Raw genomic sequence first — 16,272 nt, forward strand, 5'->3', positions numbered from 1 at the left:
TACAGGGGATTTGTGCTGTGTTTTTTAGGCGGGGTAGCCGGTGATTTTGCGGATGCTTTGGTACAGCGGTTTGAGCTGGCGGTACGCCATTTCAGATGACGATACGATCCCTGTAGGAGCTGCCGAAGGCTGCGATCTTTTGATGTTGATCTTAAAAAACAAGATCAAAAAATCGCAGCCTTCGGCAGCTCCTACAGGGGATTTGAAGTGTGTTTTTTAGGCGGGGTAGCCGGTGATTTTGCGGATGCTTTGGTACAGCGGTTTGAGCTGGCGGTACATGCGCAGGTAGACCTCTTTGTACAGTTGCTCGTAGATTTTTTGTGCCTCGGGTTGGGGGTGGAAGACCGCGCCGACGCGGGTCATCGCGGCGATTGCAGTTGGGAAATCTGCGTGCAATCCGAGCCCCACCGCACAGCAGATCGCCGCCCCCAAGCCAGACGCTTCGTAGACATGCGGTCGCTCCGCCGGCAGGCCGAAAATATTCGCCGTCAGCTGCATCGCCGCATCACTCTGCGAACCGCCACCGGCCACGCGCAGGCGCTTGATCGACACCTTCGAACGCCGCTCGATGTTCTCCATGCCTTGGCGCAAGGCATACGCCAGCCCCTCAAGAATCGCCCGGTAAATATGCGCGCGGGTGTGCACATCGCCGAAGCCGATCATCGCGCCCTTCGCTTCCACGCCCGGCTCACGAATCCCCGGCGACCAGTACGGTTGCAGCATCAAACCCATCGAGCCTGGCGGCACTGCATCGACCAGCGCATCGAACAACTGCTCCGGCTCGATGCCCTGCTCTTTGGCCTGCTGCATCTCGCGCAACCCGAACTCGTTCTTGAACCAACTGACCATCCAGTAACCGCGATAAATCATCACCTCGCAGTTGAACTGATCGGGCACCGCTGACGGATACGGCGGAATCAACGGGACGATTTCCAGATAGCGCGAACGGGTGCTGGTGATCGTCGCCGTGGTGCCGTAGGACAGGCACACCGTGCCCGCATCGACCACGCCGGCACCGACCACTTCGCAAGCCTTGTCGGCGCCCGCCGCAATCAGCGGCAAGCCTTCGGGAATGCCGGTGTGGCGAGCCGCTTCAGCGGTGATGTAGCCGAGGGTTTCACCGGGTTTGTGCAGGGTCGGCAATTGCTCGGGACGCACCGCCAGCGCCTGCCATTTCCAGTCACTCGGCGCGGCCCATTTCAGCCGTTTGAAATCGAACGGCAGGTAGCCAACGCAGCAACCCACCGAGTCGACAAAGCGTCCGCACAAACGATGTGTGAGAAACCCCGACAGCAGCAAAAACTTGTCCGTCGCCGCCCACACCTCTGGCTGATGCTGCGCAATCCAGTTCGCCTCAGCCTGGGCACGAAAATAATCCACCGTGCCCTGCGCGCCGACCAGTTTGAACAACCAGCCCCACGGCCCTTTTATCCCGCCCTCGACTTCACTCTGGCGCTGATCAAGCCACAAAATCGCCGGACGCAGCGGTTTGCCCTCGGCATCGACATTGATCACCGTGCCGCGCTGAGTGGTCAGGGAAACGCCAGCAATCTGCGAACGATCAATGCCGGTTTGCGCCCAGACTTGCTGACACGCCTCGCCGAGTTTCGCCCAGTAATACTCCGGATCCTGCTCGGCCCAACCCGGTTGCGTCGAGTAATACGCCTGCAGTTCGACCTTGCCTTTACCGAGCAAATTGCCCTGCAAATCGAAGAGCAGCGCACGCACGCTCTGGGTGCCGTTGTCGATCGCCAGCAGGTAACGCTTGTTCGGGTGGTTATCCATGGAGCTCTCTTCAAGGGGCATCAAGGCGTGGCATCCGGCAGACCGTGATGGCGTTGCCACAACGCCCGATAACGCTGAATTTCCTGCTGCCAGTATGCGTCGCTCCAACCGAGTCGTGGCTGGCAGATTTGGCGGATGGCGGTGAAATAGTCTTCGCCACCGTGAGGCAGCAAAAGGCCGAGACGCGTGCGGCGCAACAGTAGATCGTCGAGGTGCAGAACCATTTCCGCTTCGCAAGCGAAGGCCAGTTCTGCCCATAAGGTGTCCGTGGCGCCAACCGTTTCGTGGCCGATATCGTTGATCAGTTGCGCCAGCCTCGGCAGGTGCCGGCCATGCCTTCCGGCCAGTCGTCGCCATTGCTGGTTGCTCAATTCTGCAATCGCCAGCGCAGGTACGGCGGCAAACACCGGCGCGGCGTCATCGACGAAGGGACGTTCGAGCATGCTCGCGCAGGCCTTGAGCACTTCGATGGCTTGCGGGCGAAACGTGGTCAGTTTGCCGCCGGCCAGGGTCACGCAACCGGGCTCCTGCCACAGCACATGTTCACGGGTTTCGTTCGACGGTTTGTCTTGATGATTACCCGCCGCACTGCCAACCACTGGACGTACGCCCGACCATGTCGACAACACGTCATTCGCCGTCACTTCTGCACCAGGAAATTGCTGTGTGCAGGCAGCCAGCAGATAGTCGAGTTCTTCGCCGCTGATGCTCGCGCTGTGATCCAGATCTTCGCGATGATCGAGATCCGTGGTGCCGACCACCGTCGCGCCCTCCCACGGAAACACGAACACCGGTCGACGGTCGCGCTCATGCAGAAAAGTGAACGCCTGCGCCACCGGCAAACGCCAACCCGGCAGCAATAAATGACTGCCACGCAACGGCCGCAATTGCCGTGGTGCCTCAGTCGGCCGCAAGCGCTCAGCCCATGCACCGGTGGCCACAGCAAGCACGCCACAACGCAATTGCAGGGTCGCGCCGGCCTCGCAGTCTTCGATCTGAACGCCGCACACTCGCCCGTTTTCTCGCAGCAAATGCTCGACGCGAACGCCATTGACCACGACCGCGCCATCCGCTCGCGCCTCGCTCAACACGCGCATCACCAGCCGTGCATCGTCGGTCAGCGCATCGACAAAACTGGTGCCGCCGAGCAAGTCATTTTCCTTCACGCCCGGCGCCAGATATCGAAGCTGTTGTGCATCATGAAAACGATGGCTGCGCCTTCCGGCCAAAGCATCGTAAACACTCAACAAACCACCCAATACCCGAGGCCCGGGGAAGCCGCCGCGATAGTGCGGCATCATGAAACTCATCGGCTCGACCAGCCCCGGCGCTTCGTCGAGCAAGCGCTGACGCTCGCGCACCGAATCGCGGGTCAGACGCCACTGGCCCTTGGCGATGTAACGCAAACCGCCATGAACCATTTTCGACGATCGACTGGACGTGCCCCAGGCAAAATCACGTTGCTCCAGCAACAGGCAGCGCCAGCCTCGGCGTGCAGCTTCACGCAGGATTCCGGCGCCGCTGATGCCGCCACCAATGACGATCAGATCCCAGGTTTCATCCGCCAGTGTTGGCAGAGTTTGCTGGCGCCATGCGGCGTTCCAGTCCTGACTCATGGCCGTCACTCCGGCAACAGCGTGCCGGGGTTGAGGCGCCCGGCCGGATCGAAGTGTTTACTTAGCGCCTGCAAGGTATCCATCGCCAGTGCGCCCTTCTCGCGCAACAGGTACGGCGCGTGATCCTTGCCGACGCCGTGTTGGTGGCTGATGGTGCCGTGGTTGCCGACAATGGTCTGGCTGGCTGCGTGTTTGAGTGCTTTCCAGCGTGCCAGCGTCGCGGGGTAATCCGCCGCCGGGCGAAACACGTAAGTGGTGTAGATGCTCGAGCCTTCACCGTAGACATGGGACAAGTGGGTGAACACATGCACGCGTTCGCCCTCGGCGGCCAAGGCCTCGCGCAGACTGTTTTCGATGAGGTTGAGCAGGTTGTCGACGTTGCTCCAGTCGGTGGCGGTTTCGAGGGTGTCGACGACGTAACCGGCGTTCCACAGGTTCTCGCGCAGGTAGGGGAAACGGAAGCGGTTCTGCGCCCATTTCTTGCCGAGCAAGGTGCCGGTGAACACGCCGCCGAACGCCTTCAGATGTTGGCGCGCCTGTGTCAGCGACAGTGCGTTTTGTCGGCGATTGCCGGTGACGCCGAAGGTCAGCAGGCATTTGCCCTCTGCTGCCCCCCTTAGCTTCAGATACTTTTCCAGCCAGGCGATTTGTTGCGGATGACCGGCCAGCGCCAGTTGCGTTTCGGTTTCCACGGCGTTGGACAGGCGCAACATCGACAGCGGTACGCGTGCCTGGGCCAATTGGCGAATGGCTCTGAGAGCCTGCGGCCAATCGGGGAGAAAAACGCCGTAGAAACGTTCATCGGCAGGCAGCGCGCTGACCCGCACTTTGACCTCGGAAATGATCCCGAAACGGCCCTCGCAACCGAGCACCACTTCGCGCAGATCAGGGCCGGCAGCCGAAGCCGGGAAAGTTGGAATTTCCAAAGGCCCGGCAAAGGTTTCCAAGGTTCCGCCCGCAAATAGTTGCTCGATCCGGCCATAGCGCAACGACTGCTGACCGCTGGAACGACTGGCAACCCAACCACCCAATGTCGACAACTCCCACGACTGCGGAAAATGCCCCAACGTGTAGCCCCGTGCACGCAACTGACTTTCCACCTGCGGGCCACTCGCACCGGGGCCGAACGTTGCCAGCAGACTATGTTCGTCGAGGTCGATCAGGCGATTCATCCGCGCCAGCGAAACCGTCACAACTGGCCGCGCCGAATCCGGCGGATTGATGTGCCCGGCCACCGAGGTGCCGCCGCCGTACGGGATCAGGCACAAGTCCTGTTCGTGAGCGAGCGCCAGCAATTGGCGAATGTGTTCAGCGGTCTCGGGAAACGCCACCGCATCGGGATAATTGCCCAGCGCACCTTCGCGCAACGCCAGCCAGTCCGGCAGGCTCTGGCCCCGCGCATGCAACAAACGATCATGAGCATCGATACTGTACAAAGTGTGCGCCGACAACCGCGAGGCCGGCACACGCGTCAATGCCGCTTCAAGCGTGGCATCGGGCAGCGCGCGCCCCTCGCCCAGTCGCTCATGAAGAAACTCCGCGCCCTGGGCCGGCAGCTCGACCACCGTGGTTGCATCTCCCCAGCCGTTCCAGCGTCGCATGCGTGTGTCCTTTTTTGCCGTCAGATCAGTGATATTTCAGGCCCCCATACTAGCCAGCGGCCGAAAAGTGTCACGGTCGCATCCGGCCAGTTCGTGTAGCCAATTGAGTCAAACGTCGCGCAAGCGTCAGCCATTTACTTTAGTCGGGGTTTCAAATTACCTTTCAGGCATTTATCCGCCCACGCGGCCGTCGATCAAAGGAAGGGATCATGCAATCGCTCGGCTTCACCTCAGTTCCGCCCCTGCTCAAATACCTGCGCCACGCCGAACAACTGGGCATGGCCGTCGAACCGGCGTTGGCGGCGGCGGGATTGCAGGCGCAGCAGTTGAGCGACAACACCCTGCGCTTGCCCGGTGAGGCGCATGAACGCTTGCTGGATTATTTCTGCGAGCATTCGGGGGATCCGTTGTTCGGGCTCAACGCGGCAAATTTCGTCCTGCCCAATTCGTGGAGCGTGCTCGGTTACATCACCATGAACTGCGCGACGTTGGGCGATGCGATGAGCCGGATCATGCCGTTCGAGAAACTGGTCGGCGACATGGGCGTGAGTCGTGCCGAAGTGCTGGATGGCCACGTGCATTTGATCTGGACGTGCCGTTATCAGCGCCCACGGATTCGCCGGCATCTGGTGGAAAATGTGCTCGGTTCCTGGCTGCAATATGCACGCTGGATCGCTGATACGCAGATGTCGCCGGCCGCAGTCTGGCTCGAACATTCATGCCCGGCCGAGGCGACGCCTGCGCAGTACGAGGCTTTTTTCGATTGCCCGGTGGTGTTTGATCAGCCGTATTCGGCGCTGCTCGTGCCGCTGGCGTATTTGCAGTTACCGCTGCGTCAGGCCGATGCGCAGTTACTGCGCACGCTGGAGGAACATGCGCTGGGGTTGATGGCAACGCTGGAGGATGCGTCGCTGGAGCAGCAGGTGAAGAACATTCTGCGGCAGTTGCTCAAGGAAGGCTTGCCGCGCAAGGAACAGGTGGCTGAGCATCTTGCTGTTTCTGTTCGCACGTTACAGCGCCAGTTGCATCAGGCGGGGACGTCGTATCAGCAGATTCTCGATGATTTGCGCCAAGAGTTGGCGGAGCATTATTTGCTCAACAGTACGTTGCCGATTCAGGACATTGCGCAGTATCTGGGGTTTACCGAACCGAGGTCGTTTCACCGCACGTTCAAGAGCCGTCGCGGGATGCCGCCGGGGGAGTTTCGGCAGATGCATCGGGGGTGAATGAGCCGGCGTCATCGCGAGCAGGCTCACTGCTACAGAGGGCCGTGTCGGACACAGAATCTGCGTTCACTGAAGATCAATTGTAGGAGTGAGCCTGCTCGCGATGAGGCCTCTCACCACAACGCAATAAACACTTTCGATAATGCTGTTTAAGGACACCCGGCGTTACGCGAAACAGCCCACAAATCCTTGCGCCATAACCTACGCCTACGCCAGAATCCGCCTGCTTGTGCGCCCTGAGCATGCTGCGTAACTTGATTGCGTCACTGATTTCCAGTGATCGGGTTTAGTAGCCCGGAATATTTGGGGCGTATAGCTCATCAAGCAATCGGGTCTTGCCTGAACGTTATGGTGGCTGTGCGTAGGGCGCCCTCGGGCGCGCCGGTTTCCCAGATCCCCGGTCTACTAACCTGCGCATAGCTGCCTCCACTTCTTTTAGTAGAGAAGCGGTGGCCAGCTTAATTTGAGGATCTGGTTAATGTTCAAAGTTACGCCAAACCCGCCGGCCACCGACCCGGCATCCCCCTACGAATCCCCCGACTCCAGAAAATTCCACGAAGCCGCCGAGCGCGCGCTCGACCACTACCTCGGTCCGACGAACGCCGACCTCATGGCCACGCCCTACTCGCCCAACACGCTGTACATGGCCAACCCCGCAGCAAACACCGAATCCCTCCTTACCGACGCCAGCGAAACCCTTGGCTCGGCCACCGTCATGCTCAACAACCATGCCGCGCAGGTTGAAGGCACCCATCGCAAGACTTTGCAGGGCATTGCGCAAGTGGTGATGGTGGCGGAAATGGCGGTCAATCGCGTGCTGGACCAATTAGTACCAACCGAGTAACGCAAGAGCCCGCGGCCCAACAGGAAGGGTTGGATGGCGGGCTTCTTTTTGCGGTGTGTCATGTTCCCCTCACCCCAGCCCTCTCCCGAGGGAGAGGGGGCCGACCGAGGTGTCTGGCGCTATACATCGACCTGAATGACCGAGTCGATTATGGATTCGACCGAGCTGGTTCAGGTCGGTGTATCTCTCAAGCATCCCCGGATCGGTCCCCTCTCCCTCCGGGAGAGGGCTAGGGTGAGGGGCTTTTAGCCTGATTCACCTCAAAGGCTGATTGCGTTGGTAAACACCAACCGATTGCCAAACGGATCCGCAATCGTCATGTCCTGACTCCCCCACGGCATCGCCTGAATCTGCGGATGCGAGAACTTGTAGTCCTTGGCGATCAATTGCTGCTGAAACGCCTCCAGCTCATCCGTCTCGATACGCAGCGCCGAACCCGGGCTCGCGTCGCCATGGTGCTCGGACAAATGCAGCACACACTCGCCACGCGACACCTGCAGGTACAGCGGGAAATTCGCTTCAAAGCGATGCTGCCAGTCGATCTTGAATCCGAGAAAATCGATGTAAAACTCTACCGCTTTGGCTTCATCGAAGATCCGCAGGATCGGGGTGGTTTTGCCGAAGCTCATGGGGTGCTCCCTGACTGGTTGGCCCCACAGTGTAGACGGGGTGGATGTCAGGAATTCGGCTTGTTGATGGCTTTCTTTAATCTCAGATTGCCACTATGAGACGTAGATCAAAAGATCGCAGCCTTCGGCAGCTCCTACAGGGGGGATTTCGACTGATGAAATCCTTTGCGTAAATCACCTTCGCGCGCCAGAAACCGCCCTTCCCTGCGCCCGTTCGCCTGCCCGTCGCGGTAACTCAACACGCCATTGATCCAAACCCCGTCAATGCCCTGTGCCGCTCTTTGCGGATCGTTGAAATCCGCGACATCACGCACCGTCGCCGGATCGAACAACACCAGATCCGCCCAAAAACCTTCACGAATCTCGCCGCGCGCCTTCAAACCAAACCGCGCCGCCGACAAACCGGTCATCTTGTGTACGGCGGTGTGCAGCGGAAACAGGCCGACGTCGCGACTGAAATGGCCCAACACCCGTGGGAACGCGCCCCACAGGCGTGGATGCGGGAACGGGTCTTCTGGCAGTCCGTCAGAACCGACCATCGACAACGGATGGGCGAGGATTCTTCGTACATCCGCCTCGTCCATGCCGTAGTAAACAGCCCCCGCCGGTTGCAAGCGTTTCGCGGCATCAAGCAGCGGCAGATTCCATTCCGCAGCGATGTCGATCAGATCGCGGCCGCTGACTTCCGGGTGCGGCGTCGACCAGGTGATGGTGATGCGATGCGCATCGGTGACTTGCTTCAAATCCAGCGTCGAAGAACTCGCCGCATACGGGTAACAATCGCAGCCGACCGGGTGGGTTTTCGCGGCCTCTTCCAATGAAGCGAGGAGCTCAGGGCTACGCCCCCAGTTACCCACGCCGGCACATTTGAGGTGGGAAATAATCACCGGCGATTTGGCGTGACGACCGATCTGAAACGCCTCGTCCATCGCCTCCAGAACCGGGGCGAATTCGCTGCGCAAATGGGTGGTGTACACCGCGCCGAATGCCGTGAGTTCTTCGGTCAGTTGCATCACTTCATCGGTGGACGCGTTGTAAGCGCTGGCGTAGGCCAGACCTGTGGATAAACCCAACGCACCGTCCTCAAGGCTTTCACGCAATTGCTCGCGCATCGCCGTGATTTCTTCCGGAGTCGCGGTGCGCAACAGGTCATCCAGATGATTACTGCGCAGCGCCGTGTGGCCGATCAGTGCGGCGACGTTCAGCGTGGTATTCGCCGCTTCAACCGCCGCGCGGTAATCGCTAAAACGTGGATAAACAAACGCCGCCGCAGTGCCGAGCAAGTTCATCGGATCCGGTGGATTGCCTTTCAAACTCACGGGCGAGGCGCTGATCCCGCAGTTGCCGACAATCACCGTGGTCACGCCTTGGCTGAGTTTTGGCAGCATCTCTGGCTGACGAATCACCACCGTGTCGTCATGGGTGTGCACGTCAATAAAACCGGGCGCCAGCACGCGGCCGGCGGCGTCGATTTCTTCGGTCGCCGTGGCATCGGACAAATCGCCGATGCGCTCGATACGGCCATCGCGGATGGCCACGTCGGCCTGGTAGCCGGGCGTGTTGCTGCCGTCGATGATCAGGGCATTGCGAATCAGGGTGTCGTACAACATGTCAGTCTCCCAGCGGCAGGTGATCGTCGCCACCACGGTATTCGTCGAGGGCCAGTTTGATCCGCCGCAGACGTTCTTGATTGTCTTCAGGATTGGCCAGCGCCAGCTCGGTGGCGAGCACGTCGATGGCGAGCAGCATGCCGTAGCGCGCCGCCGTCGGTTTGAAAATGAACGAGGTTTCCGCACTCTGCAGCGGCAGCACGACGTCGGCCAGTTCGGCCAGCGGCGAGTCGGCGCGGGTGATGGCGAGAATGCGTGCGCCGTAGTTGCGTGCCAGTTCGACGGTCTCGAGCAGCTCCGGGGTGATGCCGGTCAGCGAGCAGACGATGACCACTTGTTCGGCGTTGAGGCTGGCGGCGGTGACGCGCATCATCACCGCGTCATGACACACCGCAACCGGGTAGCCGAGGCGCACCAGCCGCACCTGCAATTCATCGCTGCACAGGGTCGAACAACCGCCCATGCCGAAGGCGTGAATCATCCGCGCCTGGCCGAGCAATCTCACTGCATCGGCGAAGCGTGATTCATCGAAACCGGCCAGATGCTGACGCAAGGTGGTTTCGATATCGCCGACGATTTGTCCGTAAAACGCTGACTGATCGGGCGTACCGGCAGGGTCGAGAAAACGGCTGCCAACACCGCTGGCCTGGGCCAGTTGCAGACGCAGATCACGCAGGTCACGACAGCCAACGGTGCGCGCAAACCGCGACAGCGTGGCGGTGCTGACTTCGGCGCGTTGCGCGAGGTCTTCGAGGCTGGCGCTCGCGGCGAAACCGACGTCGTCAAGCATCAGCCGGGCGATGCGGCCTTCGCCGGCGCTGAAGGAATCCTGACGAGCGCGGATCTGATAGAGGATGTCCATGACGGCTGGCTCCGGTTACAGCAGGTAAGAAAGACCGAGGGTCATTGCAAAAGCGACCACCGAAATCAGGGTCTCCAATACAGTCCAGGTCTTGAAAGTCTGGGCGACCGTCATGTTGAAGTATTCCTTGATCAACCAGAAGCCACCGTCGTTGACGTGGGAAAAGATAACCGACCCGGCGCCGGTCGCCAGCACCAACAGCTCAGGGTGGGGATATCCCAGACCAATGGCCACCGGCGCGACCACACCGGACGCGGTGGTCATGGCCACGGTCGCCGAGCCAGTGGCGATGCGCATCAGCGCTGCAAACAGCCAGCCCATGATCAGCGGCGACAGGTGAAATTCGTGAGCGAGGCCGACGATCTGATCGGTCACACCGGCGTCGACCAGAATGCGGTTCAAACCGCCGCCAGCGCCGACCAGCAAAGTGATACTGGCCGTTGGCGCCAGGCATTCGTTGGTGAATTTGAGGATCGATTCTCGGCTGAAACCCTGGGCGATACCCAGCGTCCAGAAACTCAGCAACGTCGCCAGCAACAGCGCGATCACCGAGTTGCCGATGAACAGCAGGAACTGGTTGAAACCGCTGCCCGGCGTGGAAATCAGGTTGGCCCAGCCACCGATCAGCATCAACACCACCGGCAACAGAATGGTCGCCATGGTGATGCCGAAACCCGGCAGTTTGTCGCGCGGTTCGCGATCGAGGAATTGTCTTTCCAGCGGGTTATCCGCCGGCAAGTGAATGCGCGGCACGATGAATTTGGCGTACAGCGGGCCGGCAATGATTGCCGTTGGAATGCCGATGGCAATCGCGTAGAGCAAGGTCTGCCCGACCGACGCGTGATAGGCCTGCACCGCCAGCATCGCCGCCGGGTGCGGCGGCACCAGCGCGTGCACCACCGACAGACCGGCGACCATCGGCAAACCGACCATCAGAATCGACACACCCACACGGCGCGCCACGGTGAATGCAATCGGCACCAGCAAGACGAAACCGACCTCGAAGAACAGCGGCAGCCCGACAAGAAACGCGATGCAGACCATCGCCCAGTGCGCGTTCTTTTCACCGAATTTATCGATCAACGTGCGCGCCAACTGCTCGGCGCCGCCGGACTCGGCCATCATCTTGCCAAGCATCGTCCCCAGCGCAACCACCAGCGCAATATGCCCCAGCGTCTTGCCCACCCCGGCCTCATACGCCCCGACAACCCCGGAGGCCGGCATCCCGGCCACCAGCGCCAGGCCGATGGAAATCAAGGTAATGACAATGAACGGATTAAGCCGGTAACGGGCGATCAACACGATCAAAGCAATGATGGCAACGGCTGCATAAACCAGCAGCCAATAGCCGAAGTCAGGCGTCATGCGGTACTCCTCGAAAGGGTCACGTTCGAATGGGTTGTGAAACTCATAAATCATTTCGAGATCGAGATTTCAAACCACATGAAAGTAATTTTCGTGGAGAGATAAGGGATGTCGCTAACAGATATGTCTTGTCGTGATTAATGAAAATCCACCACGCGAATTTTCATGCCCACACAAGACCTGTAGGAGCCGAGCCTGCTCGCGAAGACGATGTCACATCCAACATTTCTGTCGACTGACACAGCGCTTTCGCGAGCAAGCTTTGCTCCTACAGTTTGAGTGCATTCCGTCAGTCAAAATGCGGACACCTGTGGGAGCCAGCCTGCTGGCGATGGCGGTTGCACATTCAATATCTGTGTTGCCAGGGATACCGCATTCGCGAGCAAGCCCGCTCCCACAGTTTGAGTGCATTCCTTCAGTCAGAATGCGGTTAACTTGTAGGAGCCAGCCTGCTGGCGATGGCGGCTGCACATTCAATATCTGTGTTGCCAGGGATACCGCATTCGCGAGCAAGCCAGCTCTCACAGTTTTGAGTGCATTCCTTCAGTCAGAACGCGGTTAACTTGTAGGAGCCAGCATGCTGGCGATGGCGGTTGCACATTCAATATCTGTGTTGCCTGAGATACCGCTTTCGCGAGCAAGCCCGCTCCCACAGTTTGAGTGCATTCCTTCAGTGAGAATGCGGTCAAACTGTGGGAGCGGGCTTGCTCGCGAATGGCTTCACTCGGTGTTGCGTGAACTCACACCATTTCGTTACGAATCCATTCAACCACCGACGTACGTTTCGGCGTCCAGCCCAGTATTTCGCGCGCATGTTTGCCGCGCACACGGCTGTTGGAACCGAGGCCATAGTTGGCCATTTCATAGCCCCACTCGGCTTCGGCGTCTTTCAATGGCCAGTCTTGCGGTTGGCCCAGGTTCAGCGCTTGGGCCATGGCGGTGGTCATGTCGATAAACGACGCTTCGCCGCTTTCAACAAAGTAGAACGTGCCCGGAACGTTTTTGGTCAGCGCCAGCAGGTACAGGGCGACGACGTCTTCGATGTGCACGTTGGACCAGATGTTCTGGCCGGTACCGACGTGGCGAACGACGCCGCTTTTGCGCGCTTGTTTGAGCAATCGCGGCAGCTGCACGCTGTCGCGATTGACGCCCAGGCTATGCCCGTAGATCAGCGTGTTGCAGATGACGGCGGAGTTCACGCCGTCCTTCGCCGCCGCGAGGATCAAGTTGTCGATGGCCACGCGTGCGGCTTTATCGACGGTCGGCTCCGGCAGATTGTCTTCGTAGTAGATGACGTCGCTGGACTTGCCGCCCGACGCATCGCCAACGATGCTCGAACCGCTGGTGTGCAGGAACACTTTGTTGGTACCGCGCAAAGCATCGAGCAACGCTTCCACCGCACCGCGATGGTCGCTGCTGGCGGCGTTGATCACGGCATCGGCAGCGCGGGCCTGTTTGGCGAGCAGTGCTTGGTCGTCGAGTGTGCCGATAACCGGGGTGATGCCGAGTGCTTTCAGCTCATCAGCCTGTTCAGCGCTGCGCACCAGGCCGGTGACGTTGTGCCCGGCCTGAACCAGACCGGTAGCGATCGAGCCGCCGATAAAACCGGCAGCGCCGGTGACGAATACGTTCATGGAGAAACTCCCTGCGTGAGTAAGTGATGGGACGAGTATCGGCCCGTGAGCCCGGGGGAAAAACCCGCTCCCGCCCAATTCACTCTTGCGCAGAGGTCACGAATCAGCCCTTGAAATCGGCGCTGGCGTAGGCGGCGAGTTTGCTCTGGATAAAGTCGAGGAAGCACTGAATGCGCAGCGCCAGTTGCGAGTTACGGTAGTACACCGCGTTGATCGGCTGGCGATAACCGCTGTTGAATTCACCGAGCAGGACTTTCAAACGGCCGGCGCGGATGTCGTCGATGGTCATGAAGTGCGACAGGCAAGCAATGCCCTGCCCTTCCAGCGCCAGATGCCGCACGGTCTCGCCGCTGGAGGCGCTGATCGCCGGGGTGATTGGCCAGCGATCACCGTGCACATAGCGCAGTGGCCATTGGTTGAGGCCTTCGTTCTGTGTGAAGCCGAGCAAAGTGTGCTCGCTCAGATCAGCGACTTGCTGCGGCGCGCCGTGTTTTTCCAGATACGCAGGACTGGCGACGATCAGCAGCGGACTGCAGCCGAGCGAACGCGCGTGCAGCGTCGAATCGGCGAGGGTGCCGATGCGGATGGCGATGTCGGTGCTTTGTTCCAGCAGGTCAATGATCAGGTCATTGCTGTTCAGTTCTAGCTGAATGTCCGGGTAGAGCCGGCGGAATTCGTCGATGTAGGGGACGACGGCGTGGAGCATGAACGGCGACGCCGCGTTGATGCGCAAACGCCCGGACGGAGTTTGCTGGCGTGAGGATAGGCGTTCTTCGAGTTGATCCATCTGATCGAGAATCAGCTTGGCGTGCTCGAAAAAGTACTTGCCCTCCTCGGTCAGATCCATGCGCCGCGTGGTGCGGTTGATCAGCGTGGTGTCGAGTTTGGCTTCCAGCTTCGACAGCGTGCGGCTGACGGCCGACGGCGTTTGCCCGACCTGCTCGGCAGCGGCGGAGATGGAACCGCACTCGATCACGCAGACGAAAATCTGCAACTCATCGGATCTGGCTTTCACGGGTGTCCTCTTTGAGATCGCCAAGATCGCAGCCTTCGGCAGCTCCTACATGTGAACTCTGTAGGAGCTGCCGCAGGCTGCGATCTTTTGCTATTACCACCGATAGTAGCCCTAAACCACTCAAGCCTTAAGGCCAAACACCTCGGTCAGATGCTGCTCGTAACGCGCTAAATCACCTTCGATGTTCGGGCGTTTCATCACATCCACACACAAGAACGTCGGCAACGCGGTCATGCCCAGAAACTCATTGGCCTTGTGGAACGGGAAGTACACCGCATCAACACCTTTGGCCTCAAAGAAATCGGTCGGGTCATCGAAGGCTTGCTGCGGTGCGTTCCAGGTCAGCGACAGCATGTATTGCTTGCCCTGAATCAGCCCGCCGCTGCCGTACTTCTGCGAGGCGTCGGAGCGGGTGCGGCCATCGCTGGCGTAGAGGCTGCCGTGGCCTTCGGTGAAGACTTCGTCGAGGTACTTTTTCACCGTCCACGGCGCGCCCATCCACCAGCCCGGCATCTGATAAATGATCACGTCGGCCCAGAGGAATTTCGCCACTTCTTCAGCGACGTCGTAGCCCTCATCGATGAAGGTGGTTTTGACATCACAACCGCCGCGATCCAGCACGCTCAGCGCGGCTTCGTGCAGGGTGGCGTTGTAACGACCATCAGAGTGGGCGAATTTTTTACCGCCATTCAGCAACAATACTTTTTTCATGAGAAAGCCTCGGCGCAGCCATTCCGGCTGGGTGGAGAAGGGAAACTGGAATGGCGGCAGATTAACCATCTGCCTCGCGCGGAATAAGCCGTGATTGCGCAAAATACATTTGACCAAAAAGCACGAATCGAACACAGATTGTTGCAATAGCATGCTCGGCCATCTGTATTTGAGGAGTCGTTGTGATGAGTGAACGCCAGGGTTTTATCCTGCACGCCAAGACCCGCCCGGAAAAAGCCGAGGCCTTTGAAGCGCTGTTCCGCGCTTATGTTGAACCGAGCCGCGCCGAGCCCGGCTGCATCGAGTACCACATGCTGCGCGACAAGGAAGATCCGTCGCTGTTTATCTTCTACGAGATCTGGGAGAGCCAGGCGCACCTGGATGTGCACTCGAATCTGCCGCACATGAAGGCGTTTTTCGCCGAGCGCATGGACTATCTGGAACGCGATTTCGACATTCGCGCCATCGACATGCTCAGCGAAGCGTCGGCTAACCGCTGATCAATAAATGGGCGCCGAGCGCGCCCAGACCGATGAAGAAAACCCGTTTGAATAGCACGGCGCTGATGCGTTGCCGCAGCCATTGGCCGAGCAACATGCCCAGCACGGCGGGGATCAGCGCCAGCAGCGAGGCGCTCAATTCACCGCCGCCGAGTGCGCCGCGCCAGAGCAAACCGCCGGCCAGCGCCAGAGTCGATACGGTGAAGGACAGGCCGAGTGCCTGCACCAGTTCATCACGGTTCAAACCCAGTGCTTGCAGGTAGGGCACCGCCGGAATCACGAACACGCCAGTGGCTGAAGTGATGACGCCGGTGATTAAACCGCAGGCCGGGCCGAGCCAGGGTTCGTGGCGGGGATTTACGCTCAGCGTCGGCAGGAACAATCCGCTCAACGCATACAGGAACAGCGCCGCGCCGAGTGCGCGCACCACCCAATGTCCGCCGGCCATGCCGATCCACAACGTGCCGATGCCGGTGCCGAGGAAGATCATCAACAGCATCGGCCAGAGGCGTTTGATCAGGCCTTTTAAATGCCCGCCGAATGCCAGTTGCCAGAGGTTGGTCAGGGTAGCCGGGATGATCAACAACGCGGCTGCCTGCGATGGCGCCATAGCCAGACCGAGCAGGCCCATGGCGACCGTGGGCAAGCCGAGGCCGATGATGCCTTTGATCAGGCCGGCGAGGATGAAGGTGGCGATGACCAGCAGGGACAGGGTCAGGCCCAGGTGTTGGTAGAAGTCTGTGAGTGTGTTCATGGCGGTACTGTGCGCCAGTCGAGGTTGGCTGAAAATCTGCCATATACTGAGGGTGCCTCTTCCAGAGCAAGAGGCTTAAATTTTTTTGAAGCTTCTGGCCTCATCGCGAGCAGGCTCACT

Annotated in this window: 14 protein-coding genes; 3 read left to right on the forward strand and 11 right to left on the reverse strand. The window is 59.8% G+C overall.

Translation table 11 applies throughout. The features are described from left to right. Nucleotides 1-216: 216 nt before the first annotated feature. From ACIOMO_RS26550 to ACIOMO_RS26560, 3 genes are read right to left on the reverse strand one after another with little or no spacing between them, the layout of a single operon-like run. Nucleotides 217-1,785 carry an FGGY-family carbohydrate kinase gene (locus ACIOMO_RS26550; protein ID WP_401244440.1) on the reverse strand — a complete coding sequence of 523 codons (1,569 nt, stop codon included), beginning with the start codon at nt 1,783-1,785 and terminating at the stop codon, nt 217-219. A gap of 20 nt (nt 1,786-1,805) precedes the next feature. Continuing rightward, on the reverse strand, nt 1,806-3,401 hold the full coding sequence (locus tag ACIOMO_RS26555) for a glycerol-3-phosphate dehydrogenase/oxidase (protein WP_401244442.1): 1,596 nt from the start codon (nt 3,399-3,401) through the stop codon (nt 1,806-1,808). 5 nt (nt 3,402-3,406) lie between these two features. Next, nucleotides 3,407-5,002 (reverse strand): FAD-binding oxidoreductase, encoded by a 1,596-nt coding sequence (locus ACIOMO_RS26560; protein ID WP_401244444.1) that lies wholly within the window; start codon nt 5,000-5,002, stop codon nt 3,407-3,409. 209 nt (nt 5,003-5,211) lie between these two features. Here ACIOMO_RS26560 and ACIOMO_RS26565 point away from each other — a divergent pair, with 209 nt between their 5' ends. Next, nucleotides 5,212-6,228, forward strand: coding sequence for an AraC family transcriptional regulator (locus ACIOMO_RS26565; RefSeq protein ID WP_401244446.1), 1,017 nt, complete (start codon nt 5,212-5,214; stop codon nt 6,226-6,228). 478 nt (nt 6,229-6,706) lie between these two features. Further along, nucleotides 6,707-7,072, forward strand: a complete 366-nt coding sequence (locus ACIOMO_RS26570; protein ID WP_212549777.1) for a DUF6124 family protein — start codon at nt 6,707-6,709, stop codon at nt 7,070-7,072. A 260-nt stretch (nt 7,073-7,332) separates the two neighbouring features. On the opposite strand, the gene ACIOMO_RS26575 is transcribed toward ACIOMO_RS26570, so the two are convergent. The 7 genes from ACIOMO_RS26575 to ACIOMO_RS26605 form a co-directional block, all read right to left on the reverse strand. Further along, on the reverse strand, nt 7,333-7,701 hold the full coding sequence (locus ACIOMO_RS26575; protein WP_401244448.1) for a glyoxalase superfamily protein: 369 nt from the start codon (nt 7,699-7,701) through the stop codon (nt 7,333-7,335). A gap of 134 nt (nt 7,702-7,835) precedes the next feature. Beyond that, nucleotides 7,836-9,311 carry an amidohydrolase family protein gene (locus tag ACIOMO_RS26580; RefSeq protein ID WP_401244450.1) on the reverse strand — a complete coding sequence of 492 codons (1,476 nt, stop codon included), beginning with the start codon at nt 9,309-9,311 and terminating at the stop codon, nt 7,836-7,838. 1 nt (nt 9,312) lies between these two features. Next, nucleotides 9,313-10,173: a MurR/RpiR family transcriptional regulator gene (locus tag ACIOMO_RS26585; RefSeq protein ID WP_053116981.1), complete on the reverse strand. Its 861-nt coding sequence runs from the start codon at nt 10,171-10,173 to the stop codon at nt 9,313-9,315. A 15-nt stretch (nt 10,174-10,188) separates the two neighbouring features. Further along, the gene (locus tag ACIOMO_RS26590) at nt 10,189-11,538 is read right to left on the reverse strand and encodes a GntP family permease (protein ID WP_401244452.1); all 1,350 of its coding nucleotides are present in this window, start codon (nt 11,536-11,538) and stop codon (nt 10,189-10,191) included. A gap of 740 nt (nt 11,539-12,278) precedes the next feature. Then, nucleotides 12,279-13,172, reverse strand: a complete 894-nt coding sequence (locus ACIOMO_RS26595) for an NAD-dependent epimerase/dehydratase family protein (RefSeq protein ID WP_401244454.1) — start codon at nt 13,170-13,172, stop codon at nt 12,279-12,281. 103 nt (nt 13,173-13,275) lie between these two features. Then, the gene (locus ACIOMO_RS26600; protein WP_053116979.1) at nt 13,276-14,187 is read right to left on the reverse strand and encodes a LysR family transcriptional regulator; all 912 of its coding nucleotides are present in this window, start codon (nt 14,185-14,187) and stop codon (nt 13,276-13,278) included. A gap of 120 nt (nt 14,188-14,307) precedes the next feature. Continuing rightward, on the reverse strand, nt 14,308-14,898 hold the full coding sequence (locus ACIOMO_RS26605; protein ID WP_401244456.1) for an NAD(P)H-dependent oxidoreductase: 591 nt from the start codon (nt 14,896-14,898) through the stop codon (nt 14,308-14,310). A gap of 185 nt (nt 14,899-15,083) precedes the next feature. Here ACIOMO_RS26605 and ACIOMO_RS26610 point away from each other — a divergent pair, with 185 nt between their 5' ends. Further along, complete coding sequence (locus tag ACIOMO_RS26610) at nt 15,084-15,398, forward strand: putative quinol monooxygenase (protein ID WP_212549781.1); 315 nt, start codon at nt 15,084-15,086, stop codon at nt 15,396-15,398. Here the strand turns inward: ACIOMO_RS26610 and ACIOMO_RS26615 are convergent. Then, nucleotides 15,388-16,152, reverse strand: coding sequence for a sulfite exporter TauE/SafE family protein (locus tag ACIOMO_RS26615; protein ID WP_401244458.1), 765 nt, complete (start codon nt 16,150-16,152; stop codon nt 15,388-15,390). The genes ACIOMO_RS26610 and ACIOMO_RS26615 overlap by 11 nt on opposite strands. Nucleotides 16,153-16,272: the final 120 nt, after the last annotated feature.

Origin of the sequence: Pseudomonas sp. NPDC087804 (assembly GCF_044742965.1) — a bacterium.
GTDB lineage: Bacteria > Pseudomonadota > Gammaproteobacteria > Pseudomonadales > Pseudomonadaceae > Aquipseudomonas > Aquipseudomonas rustica.

Bases quoted from the DNA above. Each gene is read 5' to 3' on its own strand.
- ACIOMO_RS26550 (WP_401244440.1), bottom strand. From the start codon at position 1,785: ATGGATAACCACCCGAACAAGCGTTACCTGCTGGCGATCGACAACGGC.
- ACIOMO_RS26555 (WP_401244442.1), bottom strand. From the start codon at position 3,401: ATGAGTCAGGACTGGAACGCCGCATGGCGCCAGCAAACTCTGCCAACA.
- ACIOMO_RS26560 (WP_401244444.1), bottom strand. From the start codon at position 5,002: ATGCGACGCTGGAACGGCTGGGGAGATGCAACCACGGTGGTCGAGCTG.
- ACIOMO_RS26565 (WP_401244446.1), top strand. From the start codon at position 5,212: ATGCAATCGCTCGGCTTCACCTCAGTTCCGCCCCTGCTCAAATACCTG.
- ACIOMO_RS26570 (WP_212549777.1), top strand. From the start codon at position 6,707: ATGTTCAAAGTTACGCCAAACCCGCCGGCCACCGACCCGGCATCCCCC.
- ACIOMO_RS26575 (WP_401244448.1), bottom strand. From the start codon at position 7,701: ATGAGCTTCGGCAAAACCACCCCGATCCTGCGGATCTTCGATGAAGCC.
- ACIOMO_RS26580 (WP_401244450.1), bottom strand. From the start codon at position 9,311: ATGTTGTACGACACCCTGATTCGCAATGCCCTGATCATCGACGGCAGC.
- ACIOMO_RS26585 (WP_053116981.1), bottom strand. From the start codon at position 10,173: ATGGACATCCTCTATCAGATCCGCGCTCGTCAGGATTCCTTCAGCGCC.
- ACIOMO_RS26590 (WP_401244452.1), bottom strand. From the start codon at position 11,538: ATGACGCCTGACTTCGGCTATTGGCTGCTGGTTTATGCAGCCGTTGCC.
- ACIOMO_RS26595 (WP_401244454.1), bottom strand. From the start codon at position 13,172: ATGAACGTATTCGTCACCGGCGCTGCCGGTTTTATCGGCGGCTCGATC.
- ACIOMO_RS26605 (WP_401244456.1), bottom strand. From the start codon at position 14,898: ATGAAAAAAGTATTGTTGCTGAATGGCGGTAAAAAATTCGCCCACTCT.
- ACIOMO_RS26610 (WP_212549781.1), top strand. From the start codon at position 15,084: ATGAGTGAACGCCAGGGTTTTATCCTGCACGCCAAGACCCGCCCGGAA.
- ACIOMO_RS26615 (WP_401244458.1), bottom strand. From the start codon at position 16,152: ATGAACACACTCACAGACTTCTACCAACACCTGGGCCTGACCCTGTCC.